At 64.0% G+C, this 19,268-nt stretch carries 15 protein-coding genes, 1 tRNA gene and 1 pseudogene; 9 read left to right on the top strand and 8 right to left on the bottom strand.

Features of this window, described 5'->3' with window-relative positions; translation table 11 throughout:
• Window positions 1–644 (top strand): annotated as a pseudogene (locus tag KBY77_RS08540) (photosystem II q(b) protein); the annotation flags it as partial.
• 463 nt (window positions 645–1,107) lie between these two features.
• Here the strand turns inward: KBY77_RS08540 and KBY77_RS08535 are convergent.
• Window positions 1,108–1,179 (bottom strand) — tRNA-Thr (locus tag KBY77_RS08535).
• 6 nt (window positions 1,180–1,185) lie between these two features.
• Between KBY77_RS08535 and KBY77_RS16770 the strand changes: the two genes are divergently transcribed.
• The gene (locus KBY77_RS16770) at window positions 1,186–1,485 is read left to right on the top strand and encodes a DUF3493 domain-containing protein (protein WP_399212512.1); all 300 of its coding nucleotides are present in this window, start codon (window positions 1,186–1,188) and stop codon (window positions 1,483–1,485) included.
• Here the strand turns inward: KBY77_RS16770 and KBY77_RS08530 are convergent.
• From KBY77_RS08530 to KBY77_RS08505, 6 genes are all read right to left on the bottom strand, one after another.
• Window positions 1,417–2,115, bottom strand: coding sequence for a low-complexity tail membrane protein (locus KBY77_RS08530; protein WP_255103149.1), 699 nt, complete (start codon window positions 2,113–2,115; stop codon window positions 1,417–1,419). The two genes, KBY77_RS16770 and KBY77_RS08530, sit on opposite strands and share 69 nt — an antisense overlap.
• Before the next feature lies 1 nt (window position 2,116).
• Window positions 2,117–5,491 carry a translation initiation factor IF-2 gene (infB, locus tag KBY77_RS08525; protein WP_255103148.1) on the bottom strand — a complete coding sequence of 1,125 codons (3,375 nt, stop codon included), beginning with the start codon at window positions 5,489–5,491 and terminating at the stop codon, window positions 2,117–2,119.
• Window positions 5,492–5,554: 63 nt separating this feature from the next.
• Window positions 5,555–5,845 (bottom strand): YlxR family protein, encoded by a 291-nt coding sequence (locus KBY77_RS08520; RefSeq protein ID WP_255103146.1) that lies wholly within the window; start codon window positions 5,843–5,845, stop codon window positions 5,555–5,557.
• Window positions 5,842–7,284, bottom strand: a complete 1,443-nt coding sequence (gene nusA / locus KBY77_RS08515; protein ID WP_255103143.1) for a transcription termination factor NusA — start codon at window positions 7,282–7,284, stop codon at window positions 5,842–5,844. Before nusA ends, KBY77_RS08520 begins: the two co-directional genes overlap by 4 nt.
• Window positions 7,285–7,327: 43 nt before the next feature.
• On the bottom strand, window positions 7,328–7,798 hold the full coding sequence (gene rimP, locus KBY77_RS08510) for a ribosome maturation factor RimP (RefSeq protein WP_255103194.1): 471 nt from the start codon (window positions 7,796–7,798) through the stop codon (window positions 7,328–7,330).
• A 163-nt stretch (window positions 7,799–7,961) separates the two neighbouring features.
• The gene (locus tag KBY77_RS08505; protein WP_255103141.1) at window positions 7,962–8,240 is read right to left on the bottom strand and encodes a hypothetical protein; all 279 of its coding nucleotides are present in this window, start codon (window positions 8,238–8,240) and stop codon (window positions 7,962–7,964) included.
• 137 nt (window positions 8,241–8,377) lie between these two features.
• On the opposite strand from KBY77_RS08505, the gene KBY77_RS08500 reads away from it, so the two are divergent.
• From KBY77_RS08500 to rpiA, 3 genes are all read left to right on the top strand, one after another.
• A complete protein-coding gene (locus tag KBY77_RS08500) occupies window positions 8,378–9,160 on the top strand; it encodes a metallophosphoesterase (RefSeq protein ID WP_255103192.1) in 783 nt (260 codons plus the stop codon).
• Window positions 9,161–9,296: 136 nt separating this feature from the next.
• Window positions 9,297–10,379 (top strand): trypsin-like peptidase domain-containing protein, encoded by a 1,083-nt coding sequence (locus KBY77_RS08495; RefSeq protein WP_399212523.1) that lies wholly within the window; start codon window positions 9,297–9,299, stop codon window positions 10,377–10,379.
• Between the two features lie 78 nt (window positions 10,380–10,457).
• A complete protein-coding gene (rpiA, locus tag KBY77_RS08490) occupies window positions 10,458–11,183 on the top strand; it encodes a ribose-5-phosphate isomerase RpiA (RefSeq protein ID WP_255103136.1) in 726 nt (241 codons plus the stop codon).
• A gap of 6 nt (window positions 11,184–11,189) precedes the next feature.
• Here rpiA and hisD read toward each other — a convergent pair whose 3' ends face one another.
• The gene (hisD, locus tag KBY77_RS08485) at window positions 11,190–12,512 is read right to left on the bottom strand and encodes a histidinol dehydrogenase (RefSeq protein ID WP_255103134.1); all 1,323 of its coding nucleotides are present in this window, start codon (window positions 12,510–12,512) and stop codon (window positions 11,190–11,192) included.
• A 122-nt stretch (window positions 12,513–12,634) separates the two neighbouring features.
• Between hisD and rpsT the strand changes: the two genes are divergently transcribed.
• The 4 genes from rpsT (at window position 12,635) to KBY77_RS08465 (ending at window position 19,253) form a co-directional block, all read left to right on the top strand.
• On the top strand, window positions 12,635–12,940 hold the full coding sequence (gene rpsT, locus KBY77_RS08480; RefSeq protein WP_255103132.1) for a 30S ribosomal protein S20: 306 nt from the start codon (window positions 12,635–12,637) through the stop codon (window positions 12,938–12,940).
• A gap of 16 nt (window positions 12,941–12,956) precedes the next feature.
• Window positions 12,957–13,796, top strand: a complete 840-nt coding sequence (locus KBY77_RS08475) for a TatD family hydrolase (RefSeq protein ID WP_255103190.1) — start codon at window positions 12,957–12,959, stop codon at window positions 13,794–13,796.
• Window positions 13,797–14,005: 209 nt separating this feature from the next.
• Entirely contained in the window at window positions 14,006–17,296 is a 3,291-nt protein-coding gene (gene rpoB / locus KBY77_RS08470; RefSeq protein WP_255103130.1) for a DNA-directed RNA polymerase subunit beta, read from the top strand.
• Between the two features lie 52 nt (window positions 17,297–17,348).
• Window positions 17,349–19,253, top strand: a complete 1,905-nt coding sequence (locus KBY77_RS08465) for a DNA-directed RNA polymerase subunit gamma (RefSeq protein WP_255103128.1) — start codon at window positions 17,349–17,351, stop codon at window positions 19,251–19,253.
• Window positions 19,254–19,268: the final 15 nt, after the last annotated feature.

Below are 19,268 nucleotides of genomic sequence, written 5' to 3'. Positions count from 1 at the left end.
CTTACAGCGCCCCTGTGGCCGCTGCCTCGGCTGTGTTCCTGATCTACCCCTTCGGTCAGGGTTCCTTCTCTGACGGCATGCCCCTCGGCATCTCCGGCACCTTCAACTACATGCTGGTGTTCCAGGCAGAGCACAACATCCTGATGCACCCCTTCCACATGCTGGGTGTGGCTGGTGTGTTCGGTGGCTCCCTCTTCTCCGCCATGCACGGTTCGCTGGTGACCAGCTCCCTGGTGCGTGAAACCACCGAGAGCGAGAGCCAGAACTACGGTTACAAGTTCGGCCAGGAAGAAGAGACCTACAACATCGTGGCTGCCCACGGTTACTTCGGTCGCCTGATCTTCCAGTACGCCTCGTTCAACAACAGCCGCAGCCTGCACTTCTTCCTGGCTGCCTGGCCCGTGATCGGCATCTGGTTCACCGCCCTTGGCGTGAGCACGATGGCCTTCAATCTGAACGGTTTCAACTTCAACCAGTCGATCCTCGATGGCCAGGGCCGCGTGATCAACACCTGGGCTGATGTGCTGAACCGCGCTGGTCTTGGCATGGAAGTGATGCACGAGCGCAACGCTCACAACTTCCCGCTTGACCTGGCATCTGCAGAAGCCACCCCTGTGGCACTGACCGCCCCGGCGATCGGCTGATTCAATCGGTGGGTCCTTGCGGTCCACCAGCTGATTCAACTCAGTTCAATAGGAATGAAAGCCTCCGCCTTGGCGGGGGCTTTTTTTGGCGATCGCAAAACAGGAGGGAACTACGATGGCGCATCTGCACTGAGTGCTCTCAATGTGCTGCGACACGTCTTTATCAAATCATGGTCAATCGCAGTTGGCTTGGCCGGGATCTTAAGAGTCAATCTTCCCCTAGGTCTTCGCCCACAATTGTTTCGGCGACCAGAGAGATAGTCGCTTCAATCAGTAGTTTCTGATTTCGGTTTGATTCTCAGCCGGATCAGGATAGAAATCCCCTTAACTGGTGAAGATTGATCTTGGGCTGTGCCCTGACGAGGCCAAAAGGGTGGGTCACTTGTCAAGTTGACAGCGACCCCTCTGTTATTGCCAATCCACTCAGGACTCAGCCAAAACATCCATTCAGTGTGGGGAGAAAAGCCGGTGATCGGACTTGAACCGACGACCTACTGATTACGAATCAGTTGCTCTACCACTGAGCTACACCGGCAGCTTGATGAAATTAGCATTCAGGGGTTCCCCTGGCTCTCGGCCCATGCCTTCGCCTCGGCCCAAGCCCCAGTCCAGGTCCACCCCCTTGGATCCAGAGTTGCGAGAACGACTGCTGGCGGAAGCCAAGGCCCCTTGGAAAGGGTTGCGACGTGTTCTCTGGTTTGCTTTCGCCGCCTCGGGCGCCATCGGGCTGGCCACCATGGCCATGCGTGCATCCGCCGGCTCAGAGGTGGCCTCAGGAGATCTGCTCATCCAGCTCAGCGCCTGCATCGGTTTTGGCTTGCTGATCTGGCGCGATCGCTGAGGGCGAAGGGACAGGGCCAGCGGCCCGGGGTTGCCTGTCCTCGGCCAGGCTGAGAGGATCAGGGAGGAGCAGGGGCAACCCAAGGCTCAACCGTTCCCGCCCCAGTGCTTCAGGAGACATGGCAGGGGTACCTGCTACTTGCTCAGGGCTGCGGGTGAGTAGCCACAGGGCCTGGATCAGCTGCTGCCCTTGCCAGACCAAAATGGCCAGCAGTGGCACGGTCAGCAAGATCGTGACCAGCCGGGACGCTTCTGGCAGGGGAGTGATCGCCGCCATTTGGGCGGAGAGGAGATCAAGTCGCCAGATTGCCGGAAGCAACAGCACTGACCAGGCCGTCGCCAGCAGGCGAATGGGGAGCGGCGATTGAAGGGCACTCAGCCGCCTCTGACTCTCGCGGCGGCCCCGTGCCGGAGTCTGAAGCAGCAGCATCGACCAGCAATCCGCCGGCCGCTGCCAGAGCAGCACTGTCGGCAGCAAGGCTCCAAGGGACCAGAGCAAGAGGCGCTCGATCGCTGGAACCGGACCAGGATTGGCGCCCGAGAGGACCAGCGCCACGGCCAGCAGCTCCGCAGGGATGGCGGCCAATCCGAGCAGTTGCAGCCAGAGCAGGGGTTCGCTGCGCGGATTCACATCAGGTGCTGAGGGTGCGTCGTTGGGTGACCAGCTTGTAAGCCATCACCCGATCACCGTCCTGCCAGTTGGCGAAGCGATCGCAGCCGATGCCGCACTCGAAGCCCGTGGCCACCTCCTTGACGTCGTCCTTGTTGCGACGCAGAGAATCAAGGTCGCCCTCGAACACCACCTGCTTGTTGCGCTGGATTCGCACCTTGCAGTTGCGCTGCAATTTGCCGCTGGTGACGTAGCAACCAGCCACGGCGCTTTTGCCGATGGTGAACACCGCACGCACCTCCGCTTCGCCGAGTGGCTCCTCCACCAGCTCCGGCTCAAGCAGGCCCTCCATGGCCAGCTGAATGTCCTCCAGGAGCTTGTAGATCACGTCGTAGTCGCGCACGTCGACGCCATTGGCATCGGCGGCCCGCTTGGCACCCGATGCCATCGAGGTGTTGAAGCCGACGATCACGGCACCCGAGGCGGCGGCCAGATCCACGTCGGTTTCGGTGATCTCTCCAGGGGCGGAGAGCAGTACGCGCACCTGCACCTCGCCCTGGGGGAGCTGCTCGAGCGAGCCGAGAATGGCCTCGACGCTGCCCTGGACATCGGCCTTGAGGATGAGGTTGAGCTCCTTGAGCTCCCCTTCGCTGGCCTGCCCCGACATCGATGCCAGGGAGACTCGCCGGGAGGCCATCTGCTGGGCCAGGCGAGTGGCACGGGCTTCGTTGGCCCGATCCCCCACCACCGAGCGTGCGGTCTTCTCGTCGGGGTAGACCTCGAATTCATCACCGGCGGTGGGCACCTCGCTGAAGCCGAGGGCTTCCACAGCCGAGGAAGGACCTGCGGTCTTGACCCGCTTGCCGGTGTCGTCGACCATGGCGCGCACCTTGCCGAGCACAGGCCCTGCTGCCAGCACATCGCCGGCCTTGAGGGTGCCGTTCTGGATCAGCAGGGTGGCCACGGGACCCTTGGCCTTGTCCAGGTGAGCCTCGATCACAGTGCCCTTCGCCATCCGGTCCGGGTTGGCCTGGAGGTCTTCGACCTCCGTCACCAGCAGGATCATCTCCAGCAATTTGTCGATGTTCTCACCCTTGGTGGCACTCACCGGCACCATCACGGTGTTGCCGCCCCAGTCTTCGGATACGAGATCCAGAGCCGAAAGCTCCTGCTTGACCCGCTCGGGCTGGGCGCCCTCCTTGTCGATCTTGTTGATCGCCACGATGATTGGCACTTCTGCCGCCCTGGCGTGGCTGATGGCCTCCAGGGTCTGGGGCCTGACGCCGTCATCGGCGGCCACCACCAGCACGGCCACGTCGGTGACCTTGGTGCCCCTGGCACGCATGGCGGTGAAAGCTTCGTGGCCCGGGGTGTCGAGGAAGGTGATGCGACGGCTTTCACCGGAGTTGGAAATGGTGACCTGATAAGCGCCGATGTGCTGGGTGATGCCGCCGGCTTCCCCTGCCGCCACACGCGTCTTGCGAATGGCATCGAGCAGGCTGGTCTTGCCGTGGTCGACGTGGCCCATCACCGTGACCACCGGTGGACGCCGGATCAGGTGAGCCAGATCGCTGTCTTCGATCATTTCCACCGTCTTCTTGGCGGCCTCCTCCACGTCGTCCTGGAGGACGGGTACGCCGAACTCGTCGGAGACCGTTTCGATGGTGGAGAGATCGAGGGTCTGGGTGACCGTGGCGATGATCCCTTTGAAGAAGAGAGATTTGATGATCTCGGAGCTCTCCACGCCCAGGCGGTCGGCCAGCTCCTGCACCGTGAGGTTGCCCTCGGGCACGATCAGCATCTCGGGCCGGGTGGCCTTGGCTTCACGGGCGGCGCGCAGTTCCATGGCGCGGCGCCTCTGCCGCTGGCGGGTGGTTTCCTTCTTGCGCTTGCGCATCGCCACCACGGGCTTGGCGCCCGGGGTGGTGGGACGGGTGCGCGGCTTGGCCGGCCGGGCCAGGCTGGCCTGAAGCACCATCGCCTCGTGTTCGCCGGCGAAGCCGCCGGTTTCGGCGGTGAGCGCATCATCGTTGTCGCCGATGATGTGAACCTTCTGGCGCTGCTTCTGCGGCGACTTGCTGCGCAGGGCCTCCAGCTTGGCGCTGTCGTCCCATTCGGGCCGTCGTGCCCGGCCAGGCCCGGCGGCCTGGGGCGTACGGAAGGCCGGTCGCCGAGGAGCTGCCGGTGGGGTAGCCGTGGGGCGGGGTGCTTCTGGACTGCTTTCACTGCGCTCCGGCCGCCTGGGGGGTGCGGCGACCGGACGGCTGCCGGGTTTCTGGAGCTGCATCAGCTCGCCGGGGGCCACAGGCTTCCGCATGCCCTGGGGCATGCCCGGCCGCACAGGAGCACCTGGGCGGCTGGTGCCGGCTGGGCCGGCTGCGTCACGGCGGATCGGTTTGCCCACCAGTTCCAGAGGGCTGCGGGCCTGGGTGGGTCGTCCCACCTGTGGAGTTGGTCGCTGGGGGGCCCCAGCCGGCCGTTGACTCAGGGCTGGCCGCCCCGAAGGAGGTGCCGGACGGTTACTCGTGCCGGGCTGGCCTGGCTGGGGTCGACCCACCAGTTGCGGGCGGCCGACGCCGGCGCCGCTGGTCGAGCGCACCGGAGCCGGGGCTCCGGGCCTTTGGGGAGAGGCCGGCCGGGAAGGGGCAGGCGTAGGCGCACTACTGCCCCTGGGTACGGGCCGGGGGCTGGTGGCGGGCCGGGGACTGGGGCTGGCCGCTGCGGCCGATTCGGGCTTGCGCACCTGGGGCGGCTCGGGCTTGCTAACCGGAGGGGCAGGCGGTCGGCTCGGTGCACTCGCCGGTTTGGCTTGACTGGCAGATAAGGCTGCGGGCTTCAGCGGCGAAACCGGCCGGGCTGGTGCGGCCGGGGTGGGGCTCTGAAGGTTGGCCTGGGGCACCACTTTCCGGACCGCCGGTAGCTGGGTGGCCGGAGGGGTGGGAGCCGCAGGTTTCGGTGCGGCGGCAGGGGCCTGGGCCACGATCTCGGGCCTGGGGGCCGGCTTGACGATGGTGGGCTTGGCGACTTGGGCAGGCGCAGGGGCCGCAGGTTTCTGGGGGCTGCTCGCCGGTCTGACGGCCGGCTTCGGCTTGGCGGCACCTGCAGGACTGGCCGGAGTGGCCGCCGCCGCCGGGGCGGCCTTTTTGAGGGAAAGGATGGTCTTGGCCGGTTCGCTGGCTGGTGGTGTGGGCCGGACAGGCTGGCTTGCTGGAGCCCCGCCGCCGTTGGCGGGGGTGCTGATCAGACTGCGGATGCGCTCGGCCTCCCCATCGCTGATGGAGCTGCTGTGGCTCTTGACCGCAATGGACAGCTTCTCGGCGGCATCGAGCACGTCCTTGTTCTCCAGGCCCAAGTCCCGGGACAGCTCATAAATTCTGACTTTGCCGCTGCTGGTCATTCAGGTCTCCGATCGGTCGGGGCACCGTGTGCCGCCGAGCCCCACGCGCGGTGCGGCCACTGTTCATCTTGCCTCAGAGGCTGCATGAAGTGGCTCGCTCAGCCGTTCCTCCAGTGCCGTGTAGATGGAATCCGACACCTGACAGCGCAGGGAGCGCTGCAGGCGTTTGCGGCGCTTGGCCTCCTCGATGCAGCTGCTGGAGGGACAGACATAGGCCGAACGGCCCATGGCCCTGGTATCGGCCCCCGCGAGCACGACCCCATCGCCGTATTGGCGGATGATCCGCCAGAGCAGGCTGCGATCGCGCCGTTCCCGGCAGGACACGCAGCGCCGCAGGACGACTCCCCCGCTCACCGCAGTTCAGCAGAGGCTTCGTCATCCGGCTCTGCTTCGGCTGGATCGGTTGTATCAGCCGTCAGGGCCTCGCTCTGTGCTGCGGGCTCCGACTCGTAGTCCGATTCGGCCTCCCCAGCCTCGGCGTCGCTGTCATAGCCCTCCTCGTCTTCGGGCAGTGGGTAGAGCTCCCGCAGGCGAGCATCCTCCTCGGCTCGTGCGGCTTGCTCCACCGCCAGCCGGGCTTCGGCCTCGGCCTGCTGCCGCTCGTCCTCCTCACGCAGGGCGATCAGCTCTGCTGCCCGCGCGTCCTCACTGGCCTGGTCGTAGTCGGCGGCATTCTTGATGTCGATCTTCCAGCCTGTGAGACGTGCCGCCAGGCGCACGTTCTGGCCCTCGCGGCCGATCGCCAGGCTGAGCTGGTCGGGTGGGACGAGCACGTGGGCGTGCTGCCCCACAGGGTCCACCAGCCGAACCATCTCGACACGGGCGGGGCTGAGAGAATTGGCCAGGTACTGACCGGGATCGGGCGACCAGCGGATCACGTCGATCTTCTCGCCGCGCAGTTCGTTGACCACCTGCTGGATGCGGGAGCCACGGGCGCCGATGCAGGCCCCGACGGGATCCACTTCCCGCTCGACACTGTCTACGGCCACTTTGGTGCGCGGGCCTACAGCCCGCGAGGGAGGATTGGCTTCACGAGCCACCGCCACTATCCGAACCGAACCTTCCTGAATCTCCGGCACTTCGTTCTCGAACAGATACACCACCAGACCGGCATTCGCCCTGGAAACGAAGAGCTGCGGTCCGCGGCGGGCCACCTCACTCACTTCCTTGAGAAAGACCTTGAAGGTGGCGTTAGCCCGGTAGTTGTCGTTGGGGAGCTGATCCCGCCGCGGCAGTTCCGCTTCCACCTCAGGCCGGCCCAGGCCTGAACTCACGCCCATGATCACCGACTGGCGTTCGAACCGGATCACACGGGCGGTGAGCACAGGATCTTCGAGATCGGCGAACTCCTCCTGGATCATCCGGCGCTGCTGGTCACGCAGCTTCTGGGCCAGCACCTGCTTGGTGGTGGAGGCGGCCATGCGGCCGAAGTCGTCCTTCTCGGGGGTGACATCCAGTACCACGGTGTCTCCGATCTGGGCGTCCTCGGCCACCTGCTGAACCTCGGCAAGGGCGATCTGGTGGTCCTCGCTCTCCACCTCTTCCACGATGATCTTGCTGGCCAGCACCCGGTAGCCCTCCTCGTCGAGGTCGAGGGCCACATCGAAGTTACTGAAGTAGTCCTCCTCGAAGGGGTCTTCGCTGATGCCCAGATAAAGAGTGCGGCGGTAGCGCTCGTAGCCCTTGAGCAGGGCCTCGCGCAGGGCCGCCTCCACCACCTGGGTGGGAAGCTTCTTCTCCTCACTGATGTCCTCGATCAGGTTCTGCAGACCGGGGAGGAGAACGAGTGCCATCGGGTCAAAAAGGGGGTTGAGGGGTGTAGGTAGCGGAAGCTGGTCAATCTGTGGCGGGGGTGACCAGTCGGACGGAGATCACATCAAGGCGGGGGATCCGACTGATGCGGCCGCGCACATTGAGCTGGAGGTTCTCCTCATCCCTCTCCAGCAGCAGGCCTTCGCGAGTGGTCTCCAGGCCCTGGCCATCTCGGAAAAGCACCGATACAGGGAACCCGCGAAAACTGCGGAAATCGCGGTCCTCGGAGAGCTCCTCGCCGATCCCAGGGCTGCTGACCTCCAGAACATAGGCCTGGGGCATCAGCTCACTGGCTTCAACGACCTCGCCGAGCACACCGCTGAAGGCAGCGCAGTCGTCGAGGTTGACGTCCCGTCCGTCGGCGTGACGGATCTGGATAACCAGCGTGAGCGGCAGCCGGTGGGCCTGAATCTCCACACCCTCAACCGCCAGGCCCGAAGCCTCGGCGAGAGGGGTGACCAGAAGCTCCAGATCGGGGATGAGTGGATGGGGCACCGGCGGGGCTGGAGAGCGGGTCGGACGCCCGACCGGCCACTGCAGAGAACTGCTCCTGGCTTCGAGGTCGGCCGGAGGCCCGCACTCCAAGGATCAGGGTGATGCCCGCCGGGCATGAAGCCGAGCTTACAAGCCGGTACGTCAGACCCCGGAACCAACCGGCTCAGGCCGGAGGGGTGGCCCCGCCCGGTGCGTCAAACAGACCCAGACTGGGTGCTTCTCCGTAGAAGTCGTCGGCGCCGATCTCACCACGGAGCGCCTGGTCCTGGTTGAGGCAGCGTTGGGGTTCTCTGACGTACTGACAGACCCTGGCCCAGAGCTTGGCGCGGGTTCCAGGGGCCCCCTGGCTGAAGATCACCTGGTCCTGGCCGCCCACCATGCCTTGGATCTCCACTTGGCAGAGGGCACATCGCACACGGGTGCCTGGGGGGATCGAGGCCATGGGCTGGCAGCGCTGTTGCGGCAACTTAGGGTGAAGTTCCCGATCCGTGGCTCCTTCTGTTGCAACCCCTTCAAGTGCGGGGGCACACCAGCCAGCTGGATCCGGAGGCTTCGGCCCCTGGCGCCGCTCCGGTCAGGGTGCTGCAACTCAGTGATCCCCATCTGCTGCGCCATGGGCATGGTCGCTACAGGGGTCGCACCCCCCTCGCCCAGTTGCGCCATGGTCTGGAGCAGGCCCTAGCCGCCCTCAAGTCCTCTCCGGATCTGCTGCTGATCAGCGGTGATCTATGCCAGGACGAGAGCTTGGGAGGCTATGTCCAGCTTCGGAACCTGCTCACAGACTCGGGCCTGCCCCTGGCCCTGCTGCCGGGAAACCACGATCACCCGATTCTGCTGCAGGCGGTCATGGGGCGCCATGCCGCGCTGGCGCCCGCGGAGCTGCGGCTAGGCACCTGGCGGTTGCTGCTGCTCTCCAGCCACCGCAGCGGTGACTGCGGTGGCTGGCTGGGCACCGGCCAACGGGCCTGGCTGCGTCAGCGCCTGCTGCAGGAGAGCTCCCCCACTCTGGTGGCTGTTCATCATCCGCCCCTGCCGATCGGCGACCCCGGCTTTGATGCCATCGGCCTACGTGATGGAGCAGAGCTGGCCAGGATCCTCGCCGAGGCTTCCTCACCAGCCCTCCTGCTCTGCGGCCATGTCCACCAGCACTGGCAGGGATGGCTTGGCGGAGAGCCGGGTAGTCCCGTACTGGCCTGTCCCTCGACGCTATGTGCCTTTGGGGCGGTGCAACCCTGCCCGCTCGGGCGCTCTGAGGATCCCGGCGGGCGCCTGCTGGAGCTGTATCACGACGGCCGCTGGAGTCAGCGGCTGCTGCGCTGGTCGCCCTGGCCTGAGACAGCGGCGGCCGATTCAGCGGCCTAGCCTCAGCTCCATGCTCAGACCCGCTCACTCCCCCCTCCTCGGTACAGCTCAGGCACCGCGCAGATTGAACAGCCGTGGCCGCTGGCTGGCGCTGCTGCTGGTGATCGGCCTCACTCTGGGGCTGCCCGCCCGCACCATGGCGCTCACCACCGAGCTGCCTCAGGTTGCTGATCTGGCCAGTGTTTCGCCGCCGACGTCTGCGCCGGCCCACAATTTCGTCGCCGAGGCGGCCCGGCGGGCAAGTCCGTCCGTGGTGCGCATCGACACCGAGCGGGAGGTGCCGCGCCAGGCATTCGATCCGGCCATGCTTGATCCGCTGCTGCGTGATCTCTTCGGTGATCCGGCCGGCAGCAGCCGTGAGCGAGGCCAGGGTTCCGGTGTGGTGATCGACGCCGATGGGTTGGTGCTCACCAATGCCCACGTGGTCGAGCGGGTTGATCAGGTGGAAGTCACCCTCGCCGATGGCCGACAGCTTGACGGCACCGTGGTTGGGGCCGACCCGGTGACCGATCTGGCGGTGGTGCGCATCGACGCACCGCGAGGCATCCAGGCAGCACCCCTGGGCAATTCCGAAGCCCTTGAGGTGGGCGACTGGGCCATTGCCCTGGGAAGCCCCTATGGCTTGGAGCGCACGGTCACGCTCGGCATCGTCAGCAGCTTGCACCGCAATATCAACAGTCTTGGTTTTGCCGATAAGCGGCTTGACCTGATTCAGACCGATGCCGCCATCAACCCGGGCAATTCCGGTGGGCCGCTGATCAATGCGGCCGGTGAAGTGATCGGCATCAACACCCTGGTGCGCTCCGGCCCCGGAGCCGGCCTTGGCTTTGCCATTCCGATCAACCTGGCCCGGGGCGTGGCAGATCAGCTACGCACCGGCGCTGATGTGGTCCACCCGTATCTGGGCCTGCAGCTGGTGCCGCTCACGGCCCGCCGCGCCCGCGAGAACAATCGCGACCCGGAAGCGGTGCTGCAGCTACCTGAGCGTGATGGCGCCCTGGTGCAGCGGGTGCTCCAGGGCAGCCCGGCTGAATCCGCCGGTCTCCGGCGCGGTGATCTGGTGGTGGCTGCGGCCGATCAGCCTGTGGCCGATCCCGCAGCCCTTCTGCAGCGAGTCGAGGCCTCCAGGGTCGGCGAGGCTCTGCCCCTCAAGGTGGTGCGGGGCAACAGGGAACTACAGCTCTCGATCAGGCCCGCTGCGCTGCCGCGGGCGTCCTGAGCTGCCCAGCGCCACCTGGGTTCTGCAGGAATTCGGTCTTCAGCTTGCTACGGTCGCTCACCCTCTGTTCCACCCCCCATGGCCGATCTGCAGGATCGGATGAAGCTGGCTGTGGCTACGGCTGCTGTTGATCAGGTACGCGATGGCATGGTGCTTGGTCTTGGCTCCGGCTCCACCGCCGCCCTGATGATCCAGGAACTCGGCGCCCGCCTTCAACGGGGTGAACTCTCCGGCATCACTGGGGTGACAACCTCATTTCAGGGCGAGGTGCTAGCTGCTGAGCTGGGCATTCCCCTGCAGAGCCTCAATGCCGTTGCCCGCATCGACCTGGCGATCGACGGAGCCGATGAGGTCGACCCGGCCTTCCAGTTGATCAAGGGGGGTGGTGCCTGCCATGTGCAGGAGAAATTGGTGGCATGCCGAGCCGACCGCTTCGTGGTGGTGGTGGATTCCAGCAAGTTGGTTGAGCGTCTCAATCTGGAGTTCCTACTGCCGGTGGAGGTGCTCCCCGGTGCCTGGCGCCAGGTGAAGGCGGAACTGGAGGCGATGGGCGCCAAGGGTGAGCTGCGGATGGCTGTGCGCAAGGCAGGCCCGGTGGTCACCGATCAGGGAAATCTGGTGCTTGATCTCAAGTGGACTGGCGGTATCGCCGATCCAGCGGCCCTTGAGCAGGCCATCAACAACCTGCCTGGGGTACTGGAGAACGGGCTGTTCGTGGGCCTCACCGACCAGGTGCTCGTGGGCGAGATTGTCGACGGGGAGCCCCGGGTGCGGGATCTGGAGCGGGCCTGGCAAGCAGGCTGAGTCGGCTCAGTCGAGCCGGCGGCGCACCGAGTCGGCGTGGCTGTGCAGACCCTCGCTCCTGGCCAGGGTGATCACGGCCGGTCCTGTCGCTTCGAGGGCCTGGCGGTTGAAGGCGATCAGGCTGGTGTGACGCATGAACGTTTCCACACTCAGGGCGCCGGAAAAACGGGCGGTGCCGGAGGTCGGCAGGGTGTGGTTGGGACCCGCCAGGTAGTCGCCCACTGCCTCGGGGCTCCAAGCGCCGATGAAGATGGCGCCCGCGTTCTCGATCCGCCCTGCCAGGGGCTCGGGCCGCTCGACCAGCAGTTCGAGATGTTCGGGTGCGAAGTGGTCGCTCAGCCGAGCAGCGTCCTCAAGGGAGGGGCAGAGGACGATCAGCCCCCAGTCTTCCAGGGCGGCCCGGCAGAGATCCGCACGGGGGTGATGGCGCAGCTGCTGCTCCAGAGCCTTGGGCACAGCCTCTGACAGGGCAGGGCTGGTGGTGAGCAGGATCGCCGCCGCCAATGGGTCGTGCTCGGCCTGGGCCAGCAGGTCGGCGGCCACGTGATCCGGATTGGCGCTCTGGTCGGCAATCACCAGCACCTCGCTGGGGCCAGCCAGGGAGTCGATGGCCACCTGGCCGTACACGGCTTTTTTGGCCAGGGTCACGTAGAGGTTGCCCGGACCGCTGATCACATCCACCCGCGGGATCGATTCGGTGCCGTAGGCCAGGGCTGCGATGGCCTGGGCCCCGCCGACCCGATACACCTCCTCGACCCCTGCCAGGTGGGCCGCAGCCAGCACCGTGGGGTCGGGTTGCCCCTGGGGACCCGGGGGAGTCACCATCACCACCCGCTTGACCCCTGCCACCCGGGCGGGAACGGCATTCATCAGCACGGTGCTGGGGTAGGAGGCCCGTCCTCCGGGCACGTAGAGCCCGGCTCTGGCAACCGGACGCCAGCGGCGTCCGAGGCGTTCGCCATGCACGCCAGTCACCTCGAGATCGCTGGGCTTCTGACGTTGATGGAAATCGAGGATGCGCCGGTGGGCCAGCTCCAGGGCGCTGCGCAGGTCAGAGGGGCAGGCCTTCCAGGCGCGGGCCAGATCCTCCCGCGGCAGGCGCAGGGGATCGGGGCGGAAGCCGTCGAACCGTTCGCTCAGCTCGAGAAGGGCGTGATCGCCCTGTTGCTTCACCTGCTCGATGATGGCCTCCACCCTGGCGGCGGCCTCCTGGCTGGCGGTGCCGCTGGTGCGGCCGGCGATGCGCCCGAGCCTGGCCTCAGCCGCATCGAGATCCTCCAGGAAGTCGATGGCCAGGGCTGGTGGAGTGTCGCTCAGGGTGTTCGGCACGGGGAAAGGCGGTGGCGGAAGACGGCGCCGGCTAGTCAGTTTCCCAGGCTAGGGCTGGTCGCCAGGGTGGCGAGCCTGTGAGGGTAAGATCGACAACTGCTGAATCAGCGCTGAACCCGCCTGTGGCCAATAACAAGTCTTCGAAGAAGCGCATCCTGATTGCCGAGCGCAACTGGCTGCAGAACCGCACCTACAAGTCGGCGGTGCGCACCTTGATGAAGCGTTGCTTCACGGCCGTGACCGCCTACAGCCAGGAGCCCGGCGAGGAAAACAAGACTGCTGTTCAGACCAGCCTCAACGCAGCCTTCAGCAAGATTGACAAGGCCGTCAAGCGCGGCGTGATCCACGCCAACACCGGGGCCAACCAGAAGTCGCGGCTCAGTACCGCCGTCAAGCAGGCCATCGAGCCTGTTGCCGGCAACGCCTGAGCGGCTCGCCGCCGCCATGAACGTCAACACGATCCCCGCCGTGGCCACCGCGCTTCCGGCGCTGGTTGACTCCCACTGCCACGTTGTGTTCAGCGTCTTTGAGCCAGACCTCGACGCGGTGGCACAGCGCTGGCGTGACGCCGGGGTGGTGTCCCTGCTGCATGCGTGTGTTGAGCCGTCCCAGATTGCTCCGATCCGGGCCCTTGCTGATCGCTTCCCCGAGCTGCGTTATTCGGTGGGAGTTCATCCTTTGGACAGCCAGTGCTGGGACACCGGCACCCAGGCGCTGTTGCGCCAGGCAGCTCTCGACGACAAGCGGGTGGTTGCCATCGGTGAGCTGGGTCTGGATCTCTTTCGAGACTCCAACCTCCAGAGCCAGCTGTTGGTCCTTGGCCCCCAGCTCGATCTGGCTGTGGAGCTGGATCTGCCGGTGATCATCCATTGCCGCGATGCAGCCGGGCCAATGCTGCAGGAGTTACGCCAGCGTCAGGCCAAGGGTCGTTGCCCCCGGGGCGTGATGCACTGCTGGGGCGGCACCCCGCAGGAGATGGAGGAGTTTCTGGAGCTGGGGCTGTACATCAGCTTCAGTGGAACGGTCACCTTTGCCAAGGCATTCGACACCCATCTCTGTGCCCAACAGGTTCCAGCCGATCGTTACCTGGTGGAAACCGACTGCCCCTTCCTGGCACCGGTTCCTCGCCGCGGCAAGCGCAACGAGCCAGCCTTTGTGGCTGCTGTGGCCTGCCGGGTGGCGGAGCTCAGGGGCGAGACCCTGGAGCAGGTGGCCGCCGACTCAACTGCAAATGCGGTAAGCCTGTTCGGCCTTCCGAGCCCATCCACGCTCAATAGTGTATGATGTTTTATTGGACCGGTAGCGTGAGCGCACCTTTGTCGAGTTCGGCAATTCCGATTCGAGATTCATCAGCGTGAACATGGCAGGGTCTCCCCTTTTCCCGGGGGATGCCCTGTCATGTCTTTGGCTGTCCTCAGGGCAGTCCGCAATGTCAGGCGTGTTCCCGCCTGCGCAGCATATCCACTTTTTCATCCGTTCTTGCAGGTCCCCGCATGAGCAGCGCGATTCAGGTCGCCAAGACCGTCACTTACCTGCCCGATCTGGTCGAGGTGCAGCGGGCGAGTTTCAAGTGGTTCCTGGAGAAGGGTCTGATCGAAGAGCTCGACAGCTTCTCCCCGATCACTGACTACACCGGCAAGCTTGAGCTCCATTTCGTCGGCACGGAGTACCGGCTGAAGCGTCCTCGTCACGATGTGGAGGAAGCGAAGCGACGCGATGCCACCTTCGCCTCGCAGATGTATGTCACCTGCCGGTTGGTCAACAAGGAGACCGGTGAGATCAAAGAGCAGGAAGTCTTCATTGGTGAATTGCCGCTGATGACAGAGCGCGGTACTTTCATCATCAATGGTGCCGAGCGAGTAATCGTCAATCAGATCGTGCGCAGTCCCGGGGTCTACTTCAAAGACGAACAGGATAAGAACGGTCGCAAAACCTTCAATGCCAGCCTTATACCCAACCGGGGTGCCTGGCTTAAGTTTGAAACAGATAAAAACGATCTGCTGCACGTTCGCGTCGACAAGACTCGCAAAATCAATGCCCACGTGTTGATGAGGGCGATCGGGCTCTCGGATAACGATGTGCTCGATAAGTTACGGCATCCGGAGTATTATCGCAAGTCGATCGAAGCGGCTAACGACGAAGGCATCTCTTCGGAAGATCAGGCCCTGCTGGAGCTCTACAAGAAGCTGCGCCCAGGTGAGCCGCCTTCGGTAAGTGGTGGCCAGCAGCTGCTGCACAGTCGATTTTTCGATCCCAAGCGCTACGACCTGGGCCGGGTGGGCCGCTACAAGATCAACAAAAAACTTCGGCTCACCATCCCGGATGCCGTGCGAACCCTCACGGCTGAGGATGTGCTTTCAACGATCGATTACCTGATCAACCTAGAGCTCGATGTGGGCGGGGCCTCCCTCGACGATATCGATCACCTCGGCAATCGTCGGGTGCGCTCCGTCGGAGAATTGTTGCAGAACCAGGTGAGGGTAGGCCTCAACCGGCTGGAGCGGATCATCAAGGAGCGCATGACGGTCGGTGAAACCGAGTCGCTCACTCCTGCACAGCTGGTCAACCCCAAGCCATTGGTGGCAGCGATCAAGGAGTTCTTCGGCTCCAGCCAGCTCAGCCAGTTCATGGACCAGACCAACCCCTTGGCGGAGCTGACCCACAAGCGGCGGATCAGTGCCCTCGGTCCAGGCGGTCTCACCAGAGAGCGTGCCGGCTTTGCTGTGCGCGACATCCACCCGTCCCACTACGGCCGCATCTGCCCGATCGAGACTCCTGAGGGGCCCAACGCCGGTCTGATCGGCTCGCTGGCCACCCACGCGCGCGTCAACGAATACGGCTTCATCGAAACCCCCTTCTGGAAAGTGGAGAACGGTTTCGTCCACAAGCAGGGCAATCCGATCTATCTCTCTGCCGACCTCGAAGATGAATGCCGCGTCGCTCCCGGTGATGTGGCCACCGATGCTGACGGCCGCATCCTTGCTGAACTGATCCCTGTCCGCTACCGCCAGGACTTCGAGAAAGTGCCGCCCGAGCAGGTGGATTACGTGCAGCTGTCACCGGTACAGGTGATCTCGGTGGCCACGTCGCTGATTCCCTTCCTCGAGCACGACGACGCCAACCGGGCCCTGATGGGCTCGAACATGCAGCGTCAGGCTGTTCCTTTGCTGCGGCCCGAGCGGCCCTTGGTGGGCACTGGTCTGGAAACCCAGGTGGCTCGTGACTCGGGCATGGTGCCGATCACCCGGGTGAATGGCACTGTCACCTTCGTGGATGCCACGGCCATTGTGATCCGCGATGAGCAGGGCATCGATCACATCCACCATCTGCAGAAGTACCAGCGTTCCAATCAGGACACTTGCCTCAACCAGCGGCCGATCGTCAGTCAGGGTGACTCTGTCATCGCCGGCCAGGTGTTGGCCAATGGTTCCGCCTGCGAGGGCGGTGAGATCGCTCTGGGTCAGAACGTGCTGATTGCCTACATGCCCTGGGAGGGTTACAACTACGAGGACGCGATCCTCGTGAGTGAGCGGCTTGTTCAGGACGACCTCTACACCTCGGTACACATCGAGAAGTACGAGATCGAAGCCCGCCAGACCAAGCTTGGCCCAGAGGAGATCACCCGAGAGATCCCCAATGTGGCTGAGGAGAGCCTGGGCAACCTTGATGAGATGGGCATCATCAGGATCGGCGCCTACGTTGAATCCGGTGACATCCTGGTCGGTAAGGTCACTCCCAAGGGTGAATCGGATCAACCTCCGGAAGAGAAGCTCCTTCGCGCGATCTTCGGTGAGAAGGCTCGTGATGTGCGCGATAACTCCCTGAGGGTTCCAAGCACCGAGCGCGGCCGGGTTGTTGATGTGCGCATCTACACCCGTGAGCAGGGTGATGAGCTTCCGCCCGGGGCAAACATGGTGGTGCGGGTCTACGTGGCCCAGCGGCGCAAGATCCAGGTGGGTGACAAGATGGCCGGCCGCCACGGCAACAAGGGCATCATCAGCCGCATCCTCCCTCGTGAGGACATGCCTTATCTGCCAGATGGCTCCCCGATCGACATCGTTCTCAATCCCCTGGGTGTCCCCTCCAGGATGAACGTGGGCCAGGTGTTCGAGTGCCTGATGGGCTGGGCCGCATCCCATCTGGACTGCCGCGTCAAGGTGGTGCCGTTCGATGAGATGCATGGCAACGAAACCTCCAAGAACACTGTGCAGAAGTATCTGGAGGAGGCTGCCAGCGCGCCTGGCAAGGAGTGGGTCTACGACCCTGAAAACCCTGGCAAGATCCAGCTGATCGACGGCCGCACCGGCGAGCCCTTTGATCAGCCGGTCACCGTGGGGTACGCCCACATTCTCAAGCTCGTTCACCTGGTCGACGACAAGATCCACGCCCGCTCCACCGGTCCCTACTCCCTGGTCACCCAGCAACCCCTGGGCGGCAAGGCGCAGCAGGGCGGCCAGAGGCTTGGGGAGATGGAGGTCTGGGCCCTGGAGGCCTACGGTGCCGCCTACACCCTGCAGGAACTGCTCACCGTCAAGTCCGACGACATGCAGGGCCGAAACGAGGCCCTCAACGCCATCGTCAAGGGCAAGCCGATTCCCCGCCCCGGCACCCCGGAATCCTTCAAGGTGCTGATGCGCGAATTGCAGTCGCTGGGTCTGGATATCGCCGTCTATACCGATGAGGGCGTCGAGGTCGATCTGATGCAGGACGTCAATCCTCGCCGCAGCACTCCTAACCGGCCCACCTATGAATCCCTCGGCGTCGCGGATTACGACGACGATTGAATCCACGCCCTGAGCTTCACTGTTTCATTCGACGTCCGCGCGCCCTTCGGCCATGACCAACAGCAACTCCCGCACCGAGAACCACTTCGACTACGTCAAGATCACTCTGGCTTCGCCTGAGCGGATCATGCAGTGGGGTCAGCGCACCCTGCCCAATGGCCAAGTGGTTGGTGAGGTCACCAAGCCCGAAACCATTAACTACCGCACCCTCAAGCCCGAGATGGACGGGCTCTTCTGCGAGAAGATCTTCGGCCCTTCCAAGGACTGGGAATGTCACTGCGGCAAGTACAAACGGGTGCGTCACCGTGGCATCGTCTGTGAGCGTTGCGGTGTTGAGGTCACCGAAAGCCGGGTCCGTCGTCACCGCATGGGCTTCATCAAATTGGCGGCTCCTGTTTCCCACGTCTGGTACCTGAAGGGGATTCCCAGCTACGTTGCGATCCTGCTTGACATGCCCCTTCGGGATGTGGAACAGATTGTTTACTTCAACTGCTATGTGGTGCTCGAGCCCGGCGACCACAAGGATCTCACCTATAAGCAACTTCTCACCGAAGACGAGTGGCTTGAGATTGAAGATCAAATCTATGCTGAAGATTCAGAGATTGAGAATGAGCCTGAGGTGGGGATCGGTGCAGAGGCTCTCAAGCGTCTGCTTGAAGATCTCAACCTCACCGAGATTGCTGAACAACTGCGCGAGGATATTGCCGGCAGTAAGGGGCAGAAGCGGGCGAAGCTGATCAAGCGTCTGCGCGTGATCGACAACTTCATCGCCACAGATGCCCGCCCCGACTGGATGGTGCTCGATGCCATTCCGGTCATCCCTCCCGATCTGCGCCCAATGGTGCAGCTCGATGGCGGCCGCTTCGCCACCAGTGACCTCAACGATCTCTACCGACGGGTGATCAACCGCAACAACCGCTTGGCGCGGTTGCAGGAGATTCTTGCTCCGGAGATCATTGTCCGCAACGAGAAGCGGATGCTGCAGGAGGCGGTGGATGCACTGATCGACAACGGTCGCCGCGGCCGCACCGTGGTCGGTGCGAACAATCGTCCGCTCAAGTCACTCAGCGACATCATCGAAGGAAAGCAGGGCCGCTTCCGCCAGAACCTGCTTGGCAAACGGGTCGACTACTCCGGTCGATCTGTGATCGTGGTGGGTCCAAAGCTCAAGATGCACCAGTGCGGCCTGCCCAAGGAAATGGCGATCGAGCTGTTCCAGCCGTTTGTGATTCACCGCCTGATCCGCCAGAACATTGTCAACAATATCAAGGCCGCCAAGAAGCTGATTCAGCGTGCCGACGATGAGGTGATGCAGGTCTTGCAAGAGGTGATCGAAGGCCATCCGATCATGCTCAACCGAGCGCCGACCCTGCACCGGCTCGGTATCCAGGCCTTTGAGCCGAAGTTGGTGGACGGCCGCGCCATTCAGCTCCACCCCTTGGTCTGCCCGGCCTTCAACGCCGACTTTGACGGCGATCAGATGGCTGTGCACGTGCCCCTGGCTATCGAGGCCCAGACAGAAGCACGCATGTTGATGCTCGCAAGCAATAATATCCTTTCGCCCGCCACTGGCGAGCCGATCATCACCCCGTCCCAGGACATGGTGCTCGGTATCTACTACCTCACAGCAGTGGATCGCAAAGAGAGCAAGCCCAACTTCGGCGATCGCAGTCGTACCTTCGCTGGCCTCAATGACGTGATTAACGCCTTTGAGGAAAGGCACCTTGATCTTCATCAGTGGGTCTGGGTTCGCTTCAGTGGTGAGGTCGACGATGATGATGAGGGTGAGACCCCCGTACACGAGGAGACCCTAAGCGATGGCACTCGTATTGAGCAGTGGAAGTACCGCCGCGATCGATTCGACGAGGACGGTGCCCTGATCACACGTTATCTGCTCACCACTGTGGGTCGGGTAGTGATGAATCGAACGATCATTGACGCGGTGGCCGCCACCTGATCTGACCTGCTTCAG

Origin of the sequence: Synechococcus sp. Cruz-7E5, assembly GCF_024345995.1 — a bacterium.
GTDB lineage: Bacteria > Cyanobacteriota > Cyanobacteriia > PCC-6307 > Cyanobiaceae > Regnicoccus_A.
This window is presented reverse-complemented; position numbering and strand designations above follow the sequence as displayed.